Annotated in this window: 19 protein-coding genes and 1 pseudogene; 10 read left to right on the top strand and 10 right to left on the bottom strand. The window is 68.8% G+C overall.

What is annotated here, in order from left to right:
- Positions 1–40: 40 nt before the first annotated feature.
- Positions 41–373: a beta propeller repeat protein gene (locus EV192_RS09220; RefSeq protein ID WP_132113418.1), complete on the bottom strand. Its 333-nt coding sequence runs from the start codon at positions 371–373 to the stop codon at positions 41–43.
- Positions 374–398: 25 nt separating this feature from the next.
- A pseudogene (locus EV192_RS55595) lies at positions 399–637 on the bottom strand (IS5/IS1182 family transposase); the annotation flags it as partial.
- On the opposite strand from EV192_RS55595, the gene EV192_RS53695 reads away from it, so the two are divergent.
- The 3 genes from EV192_RS53695 (at position 611) to EV192_RS09210 (ending at position 2,910) form a co-directional block, all read left to right on the top strand.
- Complete coding sequence (locus EV192_RS53695) at positions 611–754, top strand: hypothetical protein (RefSeq protein WP_165960304.1); 144 nt, start codon at positions 611–613, stop codon at positions 752–754. The pseudogene EV192_RS55595 and the gene EV192_RS53695 overlap by 27 nt on opposite strands.
- A 90-nt stretch (positions 755–844) precedes the next feature.
- Positions 845–1,948 (top strand): acetate/propionate family kinase, encoded by a 1,104-nt coding sequence (locus EV192_RS09215; protein WP_132113416.1) that lies wholly within the window; start codon positions 845–847, stop codon positions 1,946–1,948.
- A complete protein-coding gene (locus tag EV192_RS09210) occupies positions 1,945–2,910 on the top strand; it encodes an Acg family FMN-binding oxidoreductase (RefSeq protein WP_132113414.1) in 966 nt (321 codons plus the stop codon). Before EV192_RS09215 ends, EV192_RS09210 begins: the two co-directional genes overlap by 4 nt.
- A 507-nt stretch (positions 2,911–3,417) precedes the next feature.
- Here the strand turns inward: EV192_RS09210 and EV192_RS09205 are convergent.
- Positions 3,418–4,215 carry a universal stress protein gene (locus EV192_RS09205; protein WP_165960303.1) on the bottom strand — a complete coding sequence of 266 codons (798 nt, stop codon included), beginning with the start codon at positions 4,213–4,215 and terminating at the stop codon, positions 3,418–3,420.
- Positions 4,216–4,392: 177 nt separating this feature from the next.
- On the opposite strand from EV192_RS09205, the gene EV192_RS09200 reads away from it, so the two are divergent.
- The 3 genes from EV192_RS09200 to EV192_RS09190 are packed head-to-tail and all read left to right on the top strand — an operon-like array spanning position 4,393 to position 8,186.
- Complete coding sequence (locus EV192_RS09200; RefSeq protein ID WP_132113410.1) at positions 4,393–6,729, top strand: phosphoketolase family protein; 2,337 nt, start codon at positions 4,393–4,395, stop codon at positions 6,727–6,729.
- On the top strand, positions 6,726–7,214 hold the full coding sequence (locus EV192_RS09195) for a universal stress protein (protein ID WP_132113408.1): 489 nt from the start codon (positions 6,726–6,728) through the stop codon (positions 7,212–7,214). Before EV192_RS09200 ends, EV192_RS09195 begins: the two co-directional genes overlap by 4 nt.
- Positions 7,215–7,229: 15 nt before the next feature.
- Positions 7,230–8,186: an Acg family FMN-binding oxidoreductase gene (locus tag EV192_RS09190; protein WP_132113406.1), complete on the top strand. Its 957-nt coding sequence runs from the start codon at positions 7,230–7,232 to the stop codon at positions 8,184–8,186.
- 120 nt (positions 8,187–8,306) lie between these two features.
- Here EV192_RS09190 and EV192_RS09185 read toward each other — a convergent pair whose 3' ends face one another.
- Positions 8,307–8,528 (bottom strand): dsRBD fold-containing protein, encoded by a 222-nt coding sequence (locus EV192_RS09185; RefSeq protein WP_132113404.1) that lies wholly within the window; start codon positions 8,526–8,528, stop codon positions 8,307–8,309.
- A gap of 260 nt (positions 8,529–8,788) precedes the next feature.
- On the opposite strand from EV192_RS09185, the gene EV192_RS09180 reads away from it, so the two are divergent.
- Positions 8,789–9,283 carry an acetate--CoA ligase family protein gene (locus tag EV192_RS09180; RefSeq protein ID WP_132113402.1) on the top strand — a complete coding sequence of 165 codons (495 nt, stop codon included), beginning with the start codon at positions 8,789–8,791 and terminating at the stop codon, positions 9,281–9,283.
- Positions 9,284–9,326: 43 nt separating this feature from the next.
- Here EV192_RS09180 and EV192_RS09175 read toward each other — a convergent pair whose 3' ends face one another.
- Both EV192_RS09175 and EV192_RS09170 read right to left on the bottom strand, forming a co-directional pair.
- Positions 9,327–9,752: a pyridoxamine 5'-phosphate oxidase family protein gene (locus tag EV192_RS09175; protein ID WP_207925949.1), complete on the bottom strand. Its 426-nt coding sequence runs from the start codon at positions 9,750–9,752 to the stop codon at positions 9,327–9,329.
- Positions 9,753–9,880: 128 nt separating this feature from the next.
- A complete protein-coding gene (locus tag EV192_RS09170) occupies positions 9,881–10,492 on the bottom strand; it encodes a DoxX family membrane protein (protein WP_132113401.1) in 612 nt (203 codons plus the stop codon).
- A gap of 177 nt (positions 10,493–10,669) precedes the next feature.
- On the opposite strand from EV192_RS09170, the gene EV192_RS53690 reads away from it, so the two are divergent.
- The 3 genes from EV192_RS53690 (at position 10,670) to EV192_RS09155 (ending at position 12,370) form a co-directional block, all read left to right on the top strand.
- Positions 10,670–11,011 carry a hypothetical protein gene (locus EV192_RS53690; protein WP_165960302.1) on the top strand — a complete coding sequence of 114 codons (342 nt, stop codon included), beginning with the start codon at positions 10,670–10,672 and terminating at the stop codon, positions 11,009–11,011.
- A 299-nt stretch (positions 11,012–11,310) separates the two neighbouring features.
- Positions 11,311–11,772 carry a universal stress protein gene (locus tag EV192_RS09160; protein ID WP_132113399.1) on the top strand — a complete coding sequence of 154 codons (462 nt, stop codon included), beginning with the start codon at positions 11,311–11,313 and terminating at the stop codon, positions 11,770–11,772.
- On the top strand, positions 11,759–12,370 hold the full coding sequence (locus EV192_RS09155; protein WP_132113397.1) for a CBS domain-containing protein: 612 nt from the start codon (positions 11,759–11,761) through the stop codon (positions 12,368–12,370). Before EV192_RS09160 ends, EV192_RS09155 begins: the two co-directional genes overlap by 14 nt.
- Positions 12,371–12,686: 316 nt before the next feature.
- Here the strand turns inward: EV192_RS09155 and EV192_RS09150 are convergent, their stop codons facing one another.
- The 4 genes from EV192_RS09150 to cydB form a co-directional block, all read right to left on the bottom strand.
- On the bottom strand, positions 12,687–13,007 hold the full coding sequence (locus EV192_RS09150) for an EthD family reductase (RefSeq protein WP_132113395.1): 321 nt from the start codon (positions 13,005–13,007) through the stop codon (positions 12,687–12,689).
- Between the two features lie 260 nt (positions 13,008–13,267).
- Positions 13,268–14,902, bottom strand: coding sequence for an XRE family transcriptional regulator (locus tag EV192_RS09145; protein WP_165960300.1), 1,635 nt, complete (start codon positions 14,900–14,902; stop codon positions 13,268–13,270).
- A 152-nt stretch (positions 14,903–15,054) separates the two neighbouring features.
- Positions 15,055–18,510 carry a thiol reductant ABC exporter subunit CydD gene (gene cydD / locus EV192_RS09135; RefSeq protein ID WP_243726739.1) on the bottom strand — a complete coding sequence of 1,152 codons (3,456 nt, stop codon included), beginning with the start codon at positions 18,508–18,510 and terminating at the stop codon, positions 15,055–15,057.
- A complete protein-coding gene (cydB, locus tag EV192_RS09130) occupies positions 18,507–19,508 on the bottom strand; it encodes a cytochrome d ubiquinol oxidase subunit II (RefSeq protein WP_132113391.1) in 1,002 nt (333 codons plus the stop codon). The genes cydD and cydB overlap by 4 nt, the downstream gene beginning before the upstream one ends.
- Positions 19,509–19,515: the final 7 nt, after the last annotated feature.

Here is a 19,515-nt window from a genome sequence, read left to right as displayed (position 1 = left end):
ACCTGTGGTGACAACGGCGAGTTGCACGCGCAGGGCGACGTCAACGCCGCCTCCCGCGAAAGGCCGGCCGTGCCAGGCTTCGAAACAGGGCTGGTGGTCCGGGACGAAACCGCTTGCGGGCAGCCACGTCCTGTACAGCCGGCAACCGGCCGCTGTTGTTGTTCCACGACCTTTCGCCGTCGGTAGTCTCCCAGACGTTCGCGGCGATATCGCCTTCGCGGTACCCGGAGAATGCCACGAACACGTGCCGCGCGTCAGTGGGGTCGACCACGGCCGAATTGACCGACCGGGTGAGCAGCTCCTTGCCGGTGAACTCCGTCCAGTGTGCGCCCAGGTCGATGGTCTTCGGCGGTGGTCGGCGCGTGCTGGCCACTGTCACGGTGAACGAGTTCGGAACAGAAGATCCGGTTTGGTCGGTCAGATTTGGCCAGCCGACGCCGCCAGTACGTCAGCGTGCTCGGGTGGAACCCCTCGTGGTCACAGACAGACCGCAGGCGACTTCGGCGGACAGGCCCGGCCGACCGGGATAACAGGTCCGAGAACAACTCGGCGGGAACACCTCGCGTCGGTGTTCGGCTAGGAACGCGAACACGCTGCCCACCGGTACAAGATGCCCGACCAACGCACAAGCATCCATTTGGCGGCCGAGTACGGCGCACAGTCGATGCAGACGCTGCACGAATGGGCTGTGTGGGCACTGGACCGGATCGACCAGGCCACACCAGCCGACAGGCCCGCGGAGCACTCGGGCTGAGCCGCACGTCGGGAGGCCGGGACTTTCGGCCTGCCGCTGGGTGCCGGACGGCACTGACCTGGGCCGCCGCCGGTGGGGCACTGTGCGGGTATGCGCGTACTGACGGTGAACCCGGGCTCGTCCAGCCTGAAGCTGGCGTTGGTGGCGAACGGTGTCCAGGAGCGGCAGGTGACTGTGGACCGGTGGGACGGGACGATGTCCGGCCCGCTGTCCGGTGCGTTGGCCGAATGGTCCGATGTGGACGCCGTGGCCGTCAGGTTCGTGCACGGCGGGAATCGCCGGTGGCCGGTGGTGTTGGACCGGACGGTGCTGGATGAGCTGGCCGGGTTGTCGCGGCTGGCTCCGTTGCATCAGCCCGGTGCGGTGATGGCCGCGGAAGCCGTGCTGGCGAGTATGGCGTCGGTGCCGGTGGTGGCGTGCTTCGACACGTCGTTTCATGCCTCGATGCCCACCGCGGCGCGGTTGTACGGCCTGCCGGTTGATCTGACCCGCAAGTACGGGTTGTATCGGTACGGGTTCCATGGCCTGTCGTGCCAGTACTCGCTGCGGCGGGTCGCTGAGATCATCGACGTCGAGCTGACCGCGCCGAGGGTCGTGTGCGTGCACATGGGGGCGGGTGTGTCGGTGACGGCGATCCGGGACGGCGTAGGCGTGGACACGAGCATGGGATTCACGCCGTTGGAAGGCGCGGTGATGGCGACCCGGTCTGGCTCGGTCGATCCTGGTGTGCTGCTGCACTTGCTGGACACAGCCGCCGTCCGGGCGGAGGGGCTGAGCGACCTGCTGTATCACCGTTCTGGGTTGGCGGGGATGACCGGAACCAGTGGTGACCTGCGTGATGTCCTCGCTGCACGTAGGCGTGGCAGCCGGGATGCCGAGTTGGCGGTGGATGTGTACGTCCATCGGATTCGCCGGGAGATCGGTGCGATGGCGATGTCGCTGGATCAGGTGGACGCGGTGGTGTTCACCGGGGGCGTGGCCACGTACAACCCGGATCTGGTCGCCCGGATCGCGGCCGGGCTGGAGGTGCTCGGGGTACGGGTCGTGCGCGGGCTGCTCGCGGCCGCTGGAGACCGGGTGGTGAGTCCGTTGGGGGCGTTGCCGCGGGTGTTCGTGATCACCGCGCGGGAGGATTTGGAGCTGGCCACGCAGGCTGAGGCCGTGGTGGCGTCGCGAAGTGGAGTGCCGTCATGACCAGCCAGCAGATCGACACCGCACTCAAGGCCGCGGTTCTGGCACCGTCGCCGCACAACACCCAGCCGTGGCTGTTCGAGGCCACCCCTGAGCACGTGGACATCTTCCTGGACGAGTCGCGGATCCTGCCTGTGGCCGACCCGCACGGACGTGAGGCCCGGATCTCCTGTGGTGCGGCCCTGCTGAACTTGCGGATGTCCTTGCGGGCACAGGGCCTTGCTGTCCACATGAAACTGCTGCCTGACGACACGCGGCCGTTGTGGCTGGCGCGGGTTCGGGCGAGCGGTTGTCTCGCGGTGAAGCCGGACGAACGTACGTTGGCGGCGGCGATCCCGTGCCGGCACACCAACCGTCGGCCGTTCCGGGACGAGCCGGTTCCCGGTGCGGTGCGGAAGCTCCTTCGCCAGGCGGCGTTGCACGAAGGCGCCCGGCTGGTGATGATCGACCAGCCCGCCCGGTACAGCGCGGTGGCGAAACTGCTGCGGTTGGCCGAGTTCACTCAGCGCGAAGACGTGGAGTTCCAGGACGAACTGGCACGGTGGGTGGCGATCGACCCGGAGCGGCTGGACGGTGTGCCCTCGCTCGCCGGTGGCCCGCCGCCGTTGACCGAACCGCTGGTTCTCCTGCGGGAGTATGGAGAGAACAGTGGGAAAGCCCCACGGGAATACGAGCAGGAACCGTTGCTGGCCGTGCTGCTGACCCGGCAGGACAGTCCGCATGACCATGTGCGTGCTGGTCAGGCGATGCAGCGGGTGCTGCTCGCGGCGACGGCATGTGACGTGAGTGCTTCGTTCCTGTCGGCAGGTGTCGAGCTGCCGTCCACCAGAGCGTCGCTACGGGCGCTGCTGGACGGGGACGGCCATCCACAGGTGGTGCTGCGGCTCGGGTACGGATACCCGATTCCGCGGACGCTCCGCCGTCCCGTCGGCGAGGTGAGCACCTGCGTCGAGCACGCCCAATGACCAGCGACCATGATGAGACCTCCGCGGTCGTTGTTCACCCTACGGTGGATGGTAGGAGCTGGTCCGTCAGAAGATCTGGGCGTTGGTCCATTGCTGGTGCCGCACCGTATTGACCCGACTGAGCGAACTCGACGTCGAGTGCACCGCGGTGCTTGCGAGATGTGGTGGCAAGAACCATCGCAGTGGTCGGCGGGCCGTTGTCTGCGGCCATCGGCCGAGAAGACCGTGTGACCCACACTGGGGACCACGGCCCCTGGCAGACGGTGTATGGACTGTTCCGGGCTGGCAGCGGGACCGGACCTGGAAGCAGATCCTGTCCGGGTTGACTACTACATCGCCGACACCGAGAACGGCGACCATATCGACGACCCCTCCGAAGACGCGCTGTTCATGCTCATCACCGATCTTGCCCACCCCGAGAACACGTTTCTGACGGTCAACCCCGCTGACATGCACGCGGGCTGGTACGCCTCCGTATCCCTGCTCGACGACGACGCAGCCAGGCGGTTAGTCGGGCTTGACGACGAGGACGGGGCACGGGGCCAGGTGCAGCGCGGTGGAGGCGACCATGGACAGCCGGTTGTTCTGGTTGCCTGGGCCGATGACCAGCAGGTCGCTGCGGGTGGTGGCGCGAATGGCCTCGTGCGGCTGGCTGCGCGTCAGCAGCAGGCTGGGGGTGATGTCCGGGGCAAGTCCGCGCACCATGTCCGCGGCGCGTTCGAGGACCTTGGCGGGGTCATCGGTCTCGACGTGTCGGGCGGCGGGCAGAGGGACCGCGTGTACCAGTCGCAGTCTGCTGCGGCTGCGGGTCGCGGCCTGCGCGGCTCGCTGGAGGACGAGGGGGTCGTGCGCGCCGCCGATGGCTGCGGTGACCCAGCCGTACTCGCGGCGCACGGCTCGGATCTCGCCCCGCACGACAACCGTGTCGCAGTGGGTGCCGGTGAGGATGGGGGTGATGGACCGGCCGAGGCCGAAGGGTCCGTGGTGGTGTCCGCGATAGCCCAGGACCAGAAGGTCGCTGTGGGCGCTCGCGGCGACGAGCGCCTGGACCGGGCTGTCAGGTGATGCGGTGACGGTCGCGTGCAGCCAGCGGTAGGCGTGCAGGCGGCGGGCGATGGTCTGGTCCCCAGCACACTCCGCGGCATAGACGTGGATGGTGGCCTTGAGCGTTGACGCGTGCCGCAGTGCCCAGTCCAGTGCCACGTCGCCCCATTCGGAGCCGTCGGTGCCGACGGTCACATGCGGTTGGCGGGTCTGGGTCTCCTGCAGGGGGATGGTCACTGGCCGGGTACCCGCGCGGGTCATCGCTCCTCCAAAGGCTCGCTGCCGTCGAGGGTGTTCGGGACGGGTGGGTCGCGGGTAGGGCCGGCGGGCACGGCGGTACAGGGCGAAAGTCCCGAGCCGCTCGGGGCTCCCGGCGGTGTCGGTGGGTCTGGCCCGGCGGGCAGCGTGGTGGTCGACGACTTCGACGGAAGGCAGCCGATGACCGCCCAGACCCAGCCCGCCGACGTTCGCTCCGGCGCTGACACCGTGCATCGGATCGACGCGTGGTGGCGCGCGGCCAACTACCTCTCGGTCGGCCAGATCTACTTGCTGGACAACCCTTTGCTGCGCACTCCGGTGTTGCCCGAACACGTCAAACCACGGCTGCTGGGCCATTGGGGGACGGTTCCGGGGATCACGTTGACCTACGCGCATCTCAACCACGCGATCATGCGTGACGGCGTGAACGCGTTGTTGGTCACTGGTCCCGGCCACGGTGCCGCCGGTCTGAATGCCGCAGCCTGGTTGGAAGGTACGTATTCCGAGCTGTACCCGCATGTCGCCCAGGACGAGGCCGGGATGCGGCAGCTGTTCCGGCAGTTCTCCTTCCCCGGCGGGGTGCCCAGCCACGCGTCACCACACCTGCCCGGCTCCATCCACGAAGGCGGCGAGCTGGGGTACGCGCTCGCCCACGCGACCGGGGCCGCGTTGGACAACCCGGACTTGGTCGTGGCGTGCGTGATCGGCGACGGCGAGGCCGAGACCGGGCCGCTGGCCACGAGTTGGCACGCGCCCGCGTTCCTTGACCCGAGAACCGACGGGGCGGTGCTGCCGATCCTGCACCTGAACGGGTACAAGATCGCCAACCCGACCGTGCTGTCCCGGCTGCCCCGCGAGGACCTGGCGGCGATCCTGCGCGCGCACGGCTGGCGCCCGATCGAGGTGGTCGGCTCGGATCCGTTCGAGGTCCACGAGGCGTACGGTCATGCGCTGCGCGAGTGCCTGACCGGTATCAGCGAGATCAAGAACGGTGGTCACCGCCAGGCCGGGTGGCCGATGATCGTTCTGCGTACGCCCAAGGGCTGGACCGGGCCGCGCGAGTTCGAGGGCTCATGGCGCTCGCACCAGGTGCCGATCACCGACATCCGGTCCGACCCGCACAAGCAGGCCCAACTGGAGGCATGGCTGCAGTCCTACCGCCCGGACGAACTGTTCGACGTCGACGGCACCCCGGCAGGGCCGGTGCGGTACTGGCATCCGCTGGGCGACAAGCGGATGAGCGCCACCCCGATCGCCCACGGCCTAATCCAGCGGGATCTGAACCTTCCCGACTGGCAGCGGTACACAGTGGACGTCACCCGGCCGGCGGAGGCGACCCGCGCGCTCGGTGGGTATCTCCGCGACGCGATGTCCCTGAACGCCGGGCGTCTGCTGTATTTCGCGCCGGACGAGCACGCCTCCAACCGGCTCGGCGACGTCTTCGAGGTGACCGGCCGGCGGTGGCAGCTGCCGATCGAGCCGGGCGACGAGCACCTGTCGCCGCACGGGCGGGTGTTCGAAGTGCTGTCCGAGCACCTGTGCCAGGGCTGGCTCGAGGGCTACCTGTTGACCGGCCGGCATGGGCTGCTGTCGAGCTACGAGGCGTTCACGCACATCGTCGACTCGATGGTGGCCCAGCACGCCAAATGGCTGCACACCGCGGCGGACATCCCGTGGCGGCGGCCGGTGCCGAGCCTGAACTACCTGTTGACCTCGCACGTGTGGCGCCAGGACCACAATGGAGCGTCCCATCAGGACCCGGGGTTCGTCGACCACGTGCTGAGCAAACGACCCGAGGTCGCCCGGGTCTACCTGCCGCCGGACGCCAACACCCTGCTGAGCGTGGCCGATCACTGCCTGCGCACCCGTGGGCTGGTGAACGTGATCGTCGCGGGCAAGCAGCCCGCCCACCAGTACCTCACCGCCGATGAGGCCCGCGCGCACTGCGAACAGGGACTCGGGGTGTGGAGCTGGGCCAGCAACGATCTCGACGGCGACACCGACGTGGTGCTCGCCTGCTCGGGAGACGTTCCCACCCAAGAGGCGCTGGCGGCTGTGGACGTTCTGCGGGAGTTGGTGCCGGACCTGCGGATCCGGGTGGTGAACGTGGTCGACCTCGGCCGCCTGTTCTCCCCCGAGCAGCACCCGCACGGCATCAGCGACCGCGAGTACGCCGAGATCTTCACGGCCGACCAGCCGGTGATCTTCGCGTTCCACGGCTACCCCTGGCTGATCCACCGGCTGACGTATCGCCGTCCGGGTCACGACAACCTGCATGTCTGGGGTTTCCACGACTACGGCACGACCACGACACCGTTCGACATGTGCGTGCTCAACGAACTCGACCGCTACCACCTCGCCCTGGCCGCCCTGGAACGCGTGCCGCGCATCGGAAACCGGATCGGGCACCTGCGTCAGGAACTGCTGGCCAGGTTGGCCAAGCACCACGACCACATCCGTCGGACAGGCGAGGACCTGCCCGAGATCCGTGACTGGACACCCAGGAGGACATCATGACGATCGTTGTCGGCGTCGACGGCTCCGCCGTCAGCATCGAGGCCCTGAAGTGGGCGATCGACGAGGCCGCCCGGCGCGGCACCCGCGTGGACGCGGTGAACGCCTGGCACTCCGACCCCACAACCACCGGGCTCGCCCGAGCGGACATCATCCAGCTGCGCCCCCGCGACGAGGTGCTCGCCGACCAGCAGCAGTTGCTGAGCAGCTCGGTCGAGGAGGCGGCCGGGGACGACAAGCGGGTGGAGATCCGGCAGGTCCTGCTGGAGGGCCAGCCCGGCCCGGCGTTGGTGCGTGCCGCCCAGGACGCGGATCTGCTGGTCGTCGGCAGCCACGGCGCGAGCCGGCTGGCCGAGGCGCTGCTTGGTTCGGTCAGCTCCTACTGCGTGCACCGCGCCTCGTGCCCGGTGGTCGTCATCCCGGAGAAGCACCGCAAGCGCGAGAAGGTCGCGGAGACCGCGAGCGCCACGATGGGCCCGCTCTACTGACCCCTGGAGAGTGTCATGTCGTTCTGGTCGCCGATCGAGGTGCGGACCTTGTTCCGGGCGGTGGCGCAGGCTCCGTCGGTGCACAACAGTCAGCCCTGGGTGATGGAGTTGCACGAACGCAGCGTCCTGCTGTTCGAACGGTGGGATGTCGCGTTGCCACACCACGAGCCCAAGGGCCGCGACCGGCTGCTGTCCTGCGGGGCGGCGCTGACCAACCTGCGGCTCGCGATGCGGGTCATGGGTTGGCAGGTCAGCACGCTCCTGTTGCCGGATCCGGCGCAGCCGGACCTGGTGGCGACCGTGACCGCGGTTCGGCGTCAACCACCGACGGAGACCGAGGCGGACTGGTACGCCGCCATTCCCGAGCGACGCAGCCATCGTTACCGGTTCGACGACAAACCGCTGACACCACACGAGATCGACGCGGTGGAGGCGGCTCTGGTCGGCGAACGGGTGAGTTCTCGCCGGCTCGCGGCCGACGAGGCGGGCATGGTCGCCGGACTGATGGAACACACCGCTGAGCTGCTCCACCACGATCATCGCTACCAGCGGGAGCTGCGGTCGTGGACGGTCCGGCGTGGCCGGGACCGGGCTGGGATCCCGGTCGACCAGTTGACGCACGGCCTGTTCGGCGGGCTGGTGCGGCTCGGTGACGGGGTGCCGGACCACGAGGTGCTGACTGCCCGGATCGCCGACGAGTGCGTCCTGGTGGTCGAGACGGTGGACGACGGCAGGCGGGATCACCTGATCGCCGGGGCGGCGATCGAACGGGCCTGGCTGGCCGCGACCCATCTCGGTCTCGCGGTCTCGGTGATCACCCAGCCGCTGCAGCTCGCCGAGGTACGGGCCGGGCTCAGCGAGCGACTGCACCTGCCCGGGTTCCCCCACGCCCTGCTCCGGGTCGGGCGGCCCAGCCTGTCGGTCGCGGCCAGCCCTCGTCGATCCTTCTCGGACCTGGTCCGGACACTGTGAACGAGCGTTGACGATGGCCCGGTTTCTGCTGATCGCGTCCGTCGCGTTGCTGTTGGCCGGCACGTTACTGGTCGGGAGTACCTGGCGGGCAGCGTGATCGCGGTGAAGAAGAGAACTACTTCACTTTGACCGGGTAGCCGCCATGATCAGCGCCTCCGACAGGCGTTGCAGAGCGCGGGCCGCCGCCAGTTCGTACTGCGTGCGTGACGTCGGGCTGTCCACGGACACGGGACGGAACTGCGCGGTGGCCGTCAGCACACCTTCGTCCTGGTCGACCAATGTCGCTGTCGCGACGACGGAACCCGCTGACTCGCTCAGTCGCAAACGTACTGTCCAGTCCATTGTGTTGTTTCCTTCCCTGGTTCATGGTGGCCGATCGCTGGCGGTTCCGGTCATGGGCGGACGGCCGGATTTCCTGGGCGATAGCCCTTAACGGACAAGGACTTCCGGCCGTAGGACGGAGACCTGGGCGAAAGGAGTGACGATGAGCGTGTCCGCCGACGCGGTGACGACCTTGCTCGCCGACGGCACGATGGTGACCGTCCGGGAACTGGGTCCGGCCGACTACGATCAGGCGGTCGCGCTGCGTCGCGCGATGCCCGATGACGACCGGTACCTCCGACGTGGTGTCCCGCCAGGTGCAGCATCATGGCATCGGCACCGTGCTGCCCACGAACTGGCGGATGCCGCGGGTGTTCCAGGACCTCGGTCTGGACGTGGCGATGAAGTCCGACTTCGACGCCATCGAGGTGTGCATCGATCTGGCACCGGACAACCGATACCTGGACAAGGCGGTGGCCAGTGGGCTGTTGCACAAGGGCCGTGGTGGCGGTGTCCGACTGGGCCTGGCCACCGAGAAGGACGTTCGTGACGCCGTTTCCGAGTTCGCACCGAGGCTGTTCAAGTCAACGGTGGACAAGTCGGTCGCGCGAGACGTGCTGGTGCGGGTCGCGAAGCTCGCCGAGGCGCTGCCAGAGGTCACCGAGTTGGACATCAACCCGTTGGTCGTGGGGGAGAACGGCGGGATCGTGGTGGACGCGCGGGTGCGCGTCGCGCCGACCGGGTACGTGGATCTGTTCCTGAGAAGGATGCGATGAGCGAGTTCCAGAAGTAGGTGGCCTCCCATGCGCCCGCTGGACTTTAGGGGCCAGCGGGCGCATCGGCGTGCCTGAGCCTGCGGCCGGAGATGATCTCGATATCGACGCGCAGGTAGTATTCTCGCGTGCCCGGGGCCCACGGTCGCAGGCCGCGCTGGCGTACGGAGGCGAGTTCCTGGTCGTCGGTGACCTGACCGGCCCTGCCGACCGCGACCACGCTCCATCCGTGGCGGACACAGTTGTCGTTGAACTCGTCCACTTCGAACGCGACCACGGTCCCGGTCGCGGCGATCGCCAAGCGGCTGCGCGCAGCTGTCCGGATCACCACCGACTGTCCGTGCACGACGAAGTTGACCGGTTGGATCGCCGGCAGCGCCCGGTCGATGTACACGATCCGCCCCACCGGGACGTCGGCCAGCAGCCGGAGGCATTCCTCCTCGCCGAGTATCTCCAGCCCAGCGGTATCCACCCTGCACCCCTTTGATCTCACTTCCCCTTCACTGTGCGGCGGCCTGGCGGAATCAGATAGGGTCGAAAGTCCCTGACAGGACAAGGCGCCCGCCGTGACCACGGCGGGCGCTTGGGGATGGCTGGTCGTCAGATCAGCCAACGGTTCTGCCGGACGATGTCGAGCCTGGCCCACGTGCGGCCCAGGCCCCACGTGTTGCCGGCGTACGTGACGGCGAGCGCGATCAGCACGACCGCGTAGACGAAGTGGTAGTCGATGAGCGGGTTGGTCGACCCGGACGGCTGGCCGGCCAGGTTGGTCTGCGCCAGTGGCCATTCGGCGACCCACATCAGGAGCATCATGAGCGTGCCGGCGACCGCGGAGATCCGCAGTCCGATGCCGAGGGTGACGGCGACGCCGATGCCGAGCAGACCGAGCATGAACAGCCAGTCGGTGAGCCAGCCGCCGGCCCAGCCCTTGAGCGTGTCGGCGAACGGGCCAACGTTGACGTGGCTGAGGAAGCCCTTGGTCGGCGAGCCGCCGTTGATCCAGGCGTTCGCGGCTTTGGTCGAGTAGCCCAGCCCGAACGTCTTGTCCAGGAACGCCCAGAGGAACAGCAGGCCGGTGGCGATCCGCAGCACCGCGACCCACTTGCCCGCAGTCGTGGTCATCACCGCACCATGCGCGGGAGCGCTCTCGGCGGCCTGGCGTGTGGACACTTGCAGCTCGTCGTTCACCGTGGGGTTGTCATGGATGGACATGAAGACCTCCTTTCTCGAAGCTGACCACAATGCTGTCGACTTGGCGGCGCGCACGATCGGGCCGAAAGTCCCGACACCACAAGGGCATTGGACGGGACATCGGGTAGACCGTCGACTCATGTGCCGGCACCGCTGACCTCGCCACGATGAGACGCGCCCGAACCCGGGGAGGTAGTCATGAAGCGGTGGAGCGATGTCCTGTCCGTCAAGCGGCGGCCGCGCGGCCCGGCCAAGCGTCGTCGGCCGAAGAACAACAAGGACATTCCGGGGATGTACCTGGCGTCACTGAGAACGACCGTCCCGGCGCACCCGGACCTGTTGGCACCGAGCACTTGTGCCCGGACGGTCCGGCGTACTGTGACCACTTCCAACGGCTGCGTCAGCGGGCAGGTGGCGAAACCGAACGACGTGGCCCAGAGCAGCACGGCGCTGGCCGCCTCCCCGGCGCGAAGCCGCGAGTGCAGGTCGTCCGACGCGGTGCCCACGACGACAAGCTCGCCGGCGTCCGGATCCGCGTAGGCGTTCGTGGGCTGTGGCAGACCGGCACCGGCGAACCTGCGACAGAACCCTTGGCACCGGCCAGGAACTGTCGAGGCGGCGGTCGGTCCGGCGGCAGGGGATCGCGGCGGCCAACGGGATGTCGTCCGGCTGTGGATCGCCCCGCCGGTGTGCCCTGTTCGCGCCCCGCGTGCCGCGCCGTTCCGGCTGGACACCGGACCGGACGACCCCGCGTCCTCGGGCAGTTCGACCCTATCGGCAGAGCCGGCGCGCGACGGACAGTGAGTAGCGAGAACCCAAGGGAGAAAGGGGCTGTCGAGATGGTCGAGCAGAACGGTAACCGCCCGATAGTCGTGGGCGTGGACGATTCCGACGCCGCGCGCCGGGCGTTGGCCTGGGCGATCGACGAGGCGAGTATCCGGCGTTGCTCGGTGCACGCGGTGACTGTGTGGTCGGTCGGGCCGGTCGCGGACTTCGCCTGGATGCCTGACAACGAAGTCCGTCAGGTCGCGGAGAAGAAGCTGTCCAGCACGGTACGGCTGGCCATCGAAGGCCGCACGACGGTCCCGCCGATCGTCGAGTCCGCGGTGGAGGGCGTACCGGCCAAGGCACTGGTGGAAGCGGCGCGGGACGGCGCGATGCTCGTCGTGGCGACCCACAGCGGAGAGCACCTGCGCAAGGCGCCACTGGGTTCGGTCAGCTCCGCGTGCGTGCGGCACTCGAATGTGCCCGTTGTGGTGGTCCGGCCCGAGGTGAGGAGCACCGGTCATGCGAGCTCGTGACGTGATGACCCGGCCTCCGGTCACCGTCAGCCCGTTCACCTTGGCCAAGGAAGCCGCCAATCTGTTGGTGGAAAACGGATTCACCACCCTGCCGGTGGTGGACGCCGACGGGCGGCTCGTCGGCATGGTCACCGAGGCCGACATCCTGTCCGGGCGTATCAGCGTCGACCCACGCTCGCGGATGCACTCCGACTGGCCGGTTCGGCCCACCAGCGCTCCCGCGTCGACCGTCGGCGCTGTGATGACCAAGGACGTGATCACGCGCGGCCCCAACGCCGACGCCGCTGAGTTGGCGCGGATCATGCTCGAGCGGCATCTTCGGGCCATTCCGATCGTGGACGGCGAGTTCCTGGTGGGCATCGTGACCCGCCGGGACCTGCTGCGCACGATCGCCCGTGACGACAACGCCATCGCAAAGGACGTCCGGCACCACCTGGAGCTCTGTTTCCGGCGCGGTGACTGGGACGCCACGGTCCAGGACGGTGTGGTGACGCTCGCCGACGAGTTCGATGACAACGCTGACCGGCACATCGCGACCGTGGTCGCGGGTGCGGTCCCTGGCGTGGTCGATGTGCGGGTGATAGCCCCCATCCGCTGATCGGCACACGAGAAAGTCGCTCCATTGGCCTGTCCTCGTGGACGGGTCGATGGAGTGACGTGTTTCTGGATGGTTGTCCGGTATTGACGTACCCAGCCAGCCAGCGCCGACGGTGAAAGCACAGGCCGGCACGGGCATGTGAACCCGCTCGTCCACCCAGTGTCCTTTGACGACAAGGCCACTGGAGGACATTCGAACGGGCGGTCCACGTCGGCCCGTGCCAGCACATGCTCCACGAACAGTTTCAACGCCGACGCCGAGCTTGGCGTCACGGTGCACCAGCTGGCTCACGTCAGCGAAACCACGTGATCGCGAACTACATCAGGGTGTCGTCGACTACCTCCGCGAAGGCGATCACCACGCCTCCGGTGGAGTGCTCAAGGGTTGCGCCGACCAAGCTGCCCGCCTCCGCGGCGGCGGTGCTGGCCGCCGCGTAGTCGGTAAAGTACAGGTCCAGCAATCGGTACGCCGGGGTCGGGCTGCCGTCTTCCTTCGGCCAGACCTTCGACGCCTGGAGCCGAATCAGGCCGGGGAGCTTGCGCGCCAGCGCGAGCTGGTCGGGGTAAGCCGCTTCGAAGGCGGCCGGGTCGGTGGGGTTGGGATAGACGAAGCTGATCTTGGTCGGCCTGTCCGACATGGTTCGGGTTTCCTTCTCGTCGAGTTACCACGGACTCCCGGGGTGACGCCGGTCCCGGTGCTGCCAAGTCAACTGGCCGGGAATCGGCGGCACCACGCAGAACAGCACGCAGAAGTGGCCGCGCAAGGACCGTGCGGGGCGCCGACGGGGTCAGGGACGCCGGGGGCGTGGAGATCGCGCCGGTCCGGCGGCAGAGGACGGCGGTCGCTGGGCAATCCGGAAACGCGCAGCGGGCCGGCTCCGTGCCGCGATCGTCGGCATCATCCCCGACGCCTCGGCGTGGCGTCCCTCGTGACAACGGCGGTGGAGCCGAGCTGGGCGGCCTGCTGCGGTAGGTCATTCAGCGCGGCGGTGGCCTCCGCGCCGAGCGTGAAGACCAAACGCCAGTGCGCTGCGTGCGGCCACCGCTCGGAGAACCGGCGCATTGACGCCGCGCAGTCCACCACGGCGAAGTGCTGGCCATCCTCCGCCGCGGACCGCAACGCACCCAGCCAGTTGTCCACATTCGCGCGCAACCAGTTCTCGGCCTCTTCCGCGCAGGACACGATCAGGAGGTCCGGGTCGGGCGGACCGGAGCGACCATCGCCGGGTTCGAACCACCGCCCGGCCATCGTGGCCATCCGCAGCAGCCATGACGTCACCCTCGCCGTCAACGCCTCACGTTCGGCCGAGGATTCCTCCTCGTCGAGCCGCGTGCGAGCGAACAGACGGACCAGGTCGTGGAACCGGTACCGTCCCGCAGGACTGTCCAGCAGCAGGCCGAGGTCGACGAGTTCGTCCAGAGCATCCCAGGCGACCTCCACCGGCACCTCGCCCACCACCCCGGCGAGGGCAGCGTCGAAGTCGCGACCCGGTACCACTGCCACCCGCCGAAACACCCGCCGGGCGGCGTCCGCGAGTTGCTCGTAGGACATCCCGAACGCGGTTGCGATCTTGAGGTCACCGGCCTTGAGCTGATCCAGACGATGCTCCTCGTCCGTCAGCCGAGCCGCCAGTTCGGCGGCATCCCAGCCGAGTCGGCTGACCAGCCGGTTCCCGATGATCCGCAGCGCCAGCGGCATGCCCTCGCACAACTGGGCAAGCTGGTCGAGTGCCGATTCCTTGTCGTCGGCGGCGCGCTGGCCCAGGATTCCGGTCAGCAGCTCCGTGGCCTCCGGCAACGAGAGAGGGCCGAGGGCGAGCCGGCGTACGCCCTCCAGACCGGCCAACAGCCGCCGGGCGGTGATCAGCGCACGGCTCGTGCCGTCTCCCGGCAGCAGCGGACGCACCTGCTCTTCCGACCCGGCGTTGTCCAGGACGACCAGCGCACGCCTTTCCCGCAGCAGCGACCGGTACAGCGAAGCACGCCCCGGGACATCCGCCGGGATTTGCTCGTCCACGCCACCGAGCGCGCGAAGCAGCAGCCGCAACGCGTCAGCGGCGGCTGCGGGCCGCGGGGACATGCCCAACAGGTCAAGGAAGAACACCCCGTCGGGGAAACTCGGTGACAGCGCGTGGGCGGCCCGGATCGCAAGCGTGGTCTTCCCCATGCCCCCTGAGCCGGTGATGAGCCCCACCACACCGGCGCCCGACGCACTCTCGGCGTGCACCAGATCGCTCGCCCAGGCCAGTTCCACGGCACGGCCGGTGAAGTCGTCAACCAGCCGCGGCAGCTCACACAGGCGGGCTGGGCGCGTCCAGTGGTCCCGCAGCCTGCCATCACGCGCCAGCTCGACGAGCTGCTTGTAGGCATCCCCTTCCAGGGCAAGCGCGTCTGCCAAAGCGGTGACAGTCCGGTGCTGGGGCCCCTTGCTTCGCCCGCGCTCCATGTCCGACAAGGTCCGTGCGCTGACCCCCGACGCCTCGGCCAGCTGCTCCAGCGTCAGCCGCGCCGCGCGCCGATGACCGCGCAGCACTTCCCCGAAACCCTGATTCTCAATGATGGACGAACGTATACAACGAGCTGGGCTGGGCGTCAACTGAACGTGGCCGGCATCGTCACGGTGGAGACGATTCACTGATGCACGCATCGATCACGCTCGGGACAACCCGGCGCATTCGCACCCAGCTACGGCACGACCCAGGCACGGTCGCCCTGCTGATCATGGTGCCGACGCTGCTGATGGTCCTGTTGCGGTACGTCCTGAACTCGCAAGCCACGTTCAGCGCTCGCGCGCCTGCGTTGCTGGGCATCTTCCCGTTCGAGGGAGAACGCGGGCAACCCGGCGAACACCGGTGCATGGTGGGTCACGATGATCGCGGACTTGCCCTGGGTGGCGCTACGGATGTCGTCGGCGAGGGCTTGTGCGGTCGGGGTGTCGAGGTGGGCTGTGGGTTCGTCGAGCAGCAGGATTGGTCGGTCGGACAGCAGGGCTCGGGCGACGGCGATGCGTTGGCGCTCGCCGCCGGAGATCGGTGTTCCGTGCGTACCGAGCCGGGTGTCCAGGCCGTCGGGCAGGCTGGCGAGCCACGGTCCCAGGTGAGCCTGGCAGAGGGCGGCCCGCAGTTGCTCGTCCGTGGCGTCGGGGCGGGCCAGGCGGAGGTTCTCGGCCAGGGTGCTGTCGAACAGGTGCGCCTCCGGGCCGCACCAGGCCAGCCGCGCACGGACCGAGTCGCTCGCGTAGAGCCGGGTGTCGGCGTGGTTCATGAGGATCCGGCCCGCCGACGGGTCGAGTTCGCGCATGAGCGCCGCGATCAGCGTGCTCTTGCCCGCACCGGACGGACCAGTGAGCACGATCCGCTGATCGGGGGCGAGTCGCAGGTCGACGTCGTGTACGGCGTCCCCGCGGGCGCCGGGCCAACGGACCGACAGGCGGCTGGTGGACATGCTGCGCGCCGGTGGGGCCTGGTGTGGGGCGGCTGGTTCGGACTGTGGGGTCGGGGTGCCGTCCAGATCGGCCAGGCGACGGGCGGCGTGGCCGGCACCGAGTAGCCGTTGGGCGGCGTCGGGCAGGCCGGCGACGATCTCGGCGACGGCGAGCGGCGTCAACGCCAGCACGGCGAGGACCGGACCGGACACCCCGGCGCGGATGCCCAGGACGAGGCCTAGTACGGAGGTGAGCCCGACGCCGAGGTACGCCAGCCCGTTGCCCAGGCCACGGGTGACGGCCGCCGTCCGGGCGGCGGCGGTGAGTTGGGCGTCCATGGCAAGGAGGTGATCTCGGCGTGCGGTGGACGCGTCGAAGGCGATCAGGTCGGCTGACGCCTGCATGAGTTCGGTGGTGCGGGCGGTCACGTCCGCCCGAAGTGAGGCCGATCGCAGCTGGGCGCGGCGCGCGGTCGCGGCGGAGACAGTTGGCGCGACAACACCGGTCAGGACGAATCCGACCGCCGCGACGATGCCCGCGCCGGGGAGGAACGCTCCCAACGCGGCGGCCGTCCCAGCGAGTACGAGGAATGTCGAGACACCCGGAACCAAGCCACGCACCAGGACGTCCTGTTGACTGTCCACATCCGACACAAGGCGGTGTAGGAGTTCGCCGCGTCGCATGCGTTCGGTCACGGCCGGGCCGATCCGCACCAGTTGCCGCCACACCCGCACACGTAGCTCGGTGAGTGCCCGCAGGGCGATGTCGTGGGACAGCAGCCGTTCGACGTACCGCAGGACGCCCTTGGCCAGGCCGAAAGTACGGACGGCGACGATGGCGACCAGCAGGCTCAGCACAGGTGGGTGCAGGGCGGCGCTGGCGATCAGCCAGGAGGATGTCGCGGTCAGAGCGATGCCGCAGCTCAGAGCGAGGGTGGCGACCACGCACGCCAGGACCAGCCTGATCCGGTACGGGCGGATGGCGGCCAGCAGCGGTCGCCAGGTTGCGCGCCGCACCTGCGGATCTGGCGAGATGGAGACCGGGGCTGGGCGGGTCGAAGTGGGCTTGGCCCCGTGATCGGGAACGGGATCGGGTTCGGTGGCGTCCGAGGTCTGACCGGACAGCGCGATCACCCGGTCGCACAGGTCGAGCACGGCCGGGTGATGGGTGACGATCACGGCGGTGCGTCCGGCCAGGACGGCGGGGAGGCGGTCCAGGATGGCGGCCTCGGTGTCGGGGTCGACGCCTTCGGTGGGTTCGTCGAGCAGGATCAGCGGTCGGTCGGCGAGGATCGCGCGGGCGAGCGCCACTCGGCGGCGTTGTCCGGTGGACAACCCGGCGCCGAGTTCGCCCACACGGCCGGCGACGGGAACGTCGAGCGCTGCGGCGAACGCGGCGGCCTCCAGGTCGGTCGTGGTGGCGTCCTGGTTGCCGAGGCGGATGTTGTCCGCCACGGTTCCAGCGACGAGGTTGGGGTGCTGGGGGACCCATGCGATTCGGCGCTGCCACGCGGCGCGATCCAGGTCGGCGAGCTCGACGCCGTCGACGCGCACCTGGCCGGAGTCCGGCTGGCGCCAGCCGAGTAGCAGGTCGAGCAGGGTGGATTTGCCGGCTCCGCTGGGGCCGGTGACGGCGACGATCTCGCCTGGTTCGATCCGCAGGTTCAGCGCGTCGAGGATCGGGCCGGACCGGCCGTTGACGGTCACGTCGATCAGGTGCAGTGGCGCCTGCCCAGGGTCCGGGGCGGGCGTCCGGGTGGCCTGCGGGGTCGGGGTTTCGGTGAGCGCGGCGATGTCCTCGGCCGCGGCGAGGCCTTCGGCGCTGTCATGGAACCGTGCGCCGACAGCTCGCAGCGGTAGGTACACCTCGGGGGCGAGGATGAGTACGACGAGCGCGGTGTGCAGGTCGAGTCCGCCGGCCAGCAGCCGCAGGCCGATGGACACCGCGACGACCGCGACCGACAAGGTGGCCAGTAGCTCCAGCGCCAGCGCGGACAGGAATGCGACGCGCAGAGTGCGCATGGTGTGCCTGCGGTACCGGTCGTTGATCTGGCGCAATGACTTCACCTGTGCCCGTGCCCGCCCGAACGCGGTGAGCACGGCCAGTCCGGCGACCAGGTCGAGAAAGTGGTTGCCCAGGACGGAAAGTGTGCGCCATTGGCGGCGGACGTCCCGTTGCGTGTAGCGCCCGATCAGGATCATGAAGATCGGGATCAGCGGCACGGTCACGCCGACGATCACCGCGGCCACCCAGTCGGCCAGCAGGATCCGGGCCCCGACCACGGCGGGCACCACGGCCGCGATCAGCAGTTGCGGCAGGTACCGGGCGAAGTAACCGTCCAGTTTGTCCACCCCGCGGGTGGCGAGGGTGGCCAGCTCAGCGGGTGACTTCGTGGTCCGTGGGCCCAGTCGCAGGGCCGCGCCTATCACGGTGTCCCGGAGTTGGGACAGGACACTCGCGGCGGCCCGGTGGGCGGACGTCTCGGCGAGCCAGGCGATCCCGGATCGGCCGAGCACCACCAAGACCAGCGCTCCGATCGGTAGGGCCAGCACGCTGAGTCCCGCGTGGTCGAGGAACGCCCGTGTGATGATGGTCGCGAGCAGTTCCGCTTGGCAGAGAACCAGAACCGCGGTCGCCACACCCAGTGCGGCACAGGTGATGACGAATGGGCGGGCGGCTGACGCGTGTCGTAGCAGCCGCGGGTCCAGGGGTCTCATCGCTGCCCCGAGGGGATCGAGGCGCGGGTGACGCGCTTGCGGAACACCCAGTACGTCCAGCCCTGGTAGACCAGCACGATCGGGGTGAACGCGACCGCGACCCAGGTCATGATCCTGAGTGTGTACGGTGTAGACGACGCGTTCGTGGTGGTGAGGCTGTTGGCGATGTCCGTGGTGGACGGCAGCACGTTCGGGTACAACGCCGCGAACAGTGTGACCGTGGTGGCCACGATGGCGACCGCGGTGCACACGAACGCCACGCCTTCCCGCCCGGCGATGGCGTAGGAGACACCCAGCACGAGCGCCACGGCGGCGGCGATCGCGAACAGCCACGCCCATCCGCCATGGTCGGCGGCGGTCCAGGCGAGGAAGCCTCCCGCGCAGAGGATCGCGGCGGAGCCCAGCGGTTTGGCCAGTGCGATGGCGTGGTCCCGTACGGTGTCGGTGGTTTTCAACGCGAGGAACACGCAGCCGTGCAACATGAACACGGTCAGGGTGGCGAGGCCGCCGAGCAGGGCGTAGGGGTTGAGCAGGATGAAGAACGTGCCGGTGAAGTGGTGCTGGGCGTCCAGCGGAACCCCGTGCACGATGTTGCCGAACGCGACACCCCACAGCAGCGCCGGGACAGTGGATCCGACCATGATCGCCCGGTCCCAGTTGCGGCGCCACCGGACGCTGTCGATCTTGCCGCGGAACTCGAACGCCACGCCCCGGATGATGAGCGCGACCAGGATCACCAGCAGTGCCAGGTAGAACCCGGAGAAGAGGCTGGCGTACCAGAGCGGGAAGGCGGCGAAGGTGGCGCCGCCAGCGACCAGCAGCCACACTTCGTTGCCGTCCCACACCGGGCCGATCGTGTTGATCAGCACCCGGCGGTCGGTGTCGTCCTTGCTAAGGACACGCAGCAGCATGCCGACGCCGAAGTCAAAGCCCTCCAGGACGAAGTACCCGGTCCACAGGACCGCGATGAGCACGAACCAGATGTCGGTGAGAGCCATGACCGTT

The organism is Actinocrispum wychmicini, assembly GCF_004345645.1.
Lineage (GTDB): Bacteria > Actinomycetota > Actinomycetes > Mycobacteriales > Pseudonocardiaceae > Kibdelosporangium > Kibdelosporangium wychmicini.
The sequence above is the reverse complement of the archived record's forward strand: the minus strand, read 5'-3'. Positions and strand labels throughout refer to the sequence as shown.

Bases quoted from the DNA above. Each gene is read 5' to 3' on its own strand.
- EV192_RS53695 (WP_165960304.1), top strand. From the start codon at position 611: ATGCCCGACCAACGCACAAGCATCCATTTGGCGGCCGAGTACGGCGCA.
- EV192_RS09215 (WP_132113416.1), top strand. From the start codon at position 845: ATGCGCGTACTGACGGTGAACCCGGGCTCGTCCAGCCTGAAGCTGGCG.
- EV192_RS09210 (WP_132113414.1), top strand. From the start codon at position 1,945: ATGACCAGCCAGCAGATCGACACCGCACTCAAGGCCGCGGTTCTGGCA.
- EV192_RS09205 (WP_165960303.1), bottom strand. From the start codon at position 4,215: ATGACCCGCGCGGGTACCCGGCCAGTGACCATCCCCCTGCAGGAGACC.
- EV192_RS09200 (WP_132113410.1), top strand. From the start codon at position 4,393: ATGACCGCCCAGACCCAGCCCGCCGACGTTCGCTCCGGCGCTGACACC.
- EV192_RS09195 (WP_132113408.1), top strand. From the start codon at position 6,726: ATGACGATCGTTGTCGGCGTCGACGGCTCCGCCGTCAGCATCGAGGCC.
- EV192_RS09190 (WP_132113406.1), top strand. From the start codon at position 7,230: ATGTCGTTCTGGTCGCCGATCGAGGTGCGGACCTTGTTCCGGGCGGTG.
- EV192_RS09185 (WP_132113404.1), bottom strand. From the start codon at position 8,528: ATGGACTGGACAGTACGTTTGCGACTGAGCGAGTCAGCGGGTTCCGTC.
- EV192_RS09180 (WP_132113402.1), top strand. From the start codon at position 8,789: ATGACGACCGGTACCTCCGACGTGGTGTCCCGCCAGGTGCAGCATCAT.
- EV192_RS09170 (WP_132113401.1), bottom strand. From the start codon at position 10,492: ATGTCCATCCATGACAACCCCACGGTGAACGACGAGCTGCAAGTGTCC.
- EV192_RS53690 (WP_165960302.1), top strand. From the start codon at position 10,670: ATGAAGCGGTGGAGCGATGTCCTGTCCGTCAAGCGGCGGCCGCGCGGC.
- EV192_RS09160 (WP_132113399.1), top strand. From the start codon at position 11,311: ATGGTCGAGCAGAACGGTAACCGCCCGATAGTCGTGGGCGTGGACGAT.
- EV192_RS09155 (WP_132113397.1), top strand. From the start codon at position 11,759: ATGCGAGCTCGTGACGTGATGACCCGGCCTCCGGTCACCGTCAGCCCG.
- EV192_RS09150 (WP_132113395.1), bottom strand. From the start codon at position 13,007: ATGTCGGACAGGCCGACCAAGATCAGCTTCGTCTATCCCAACCCCACC.
- cydD (WP_243726739.1), bottom strand. From the start codon at position 18,510: ATGAGACCCCTGGACCCGCGGCTGCTACGACACGCGTCAGCCGCCCGC.
- cydB (WP_132113391.1), bottom strand. From the start codon at position 19,508: ATGGCTCTCACCGACATCTGGTTCGTGCTCATCGCGGTCCTGTGGACC.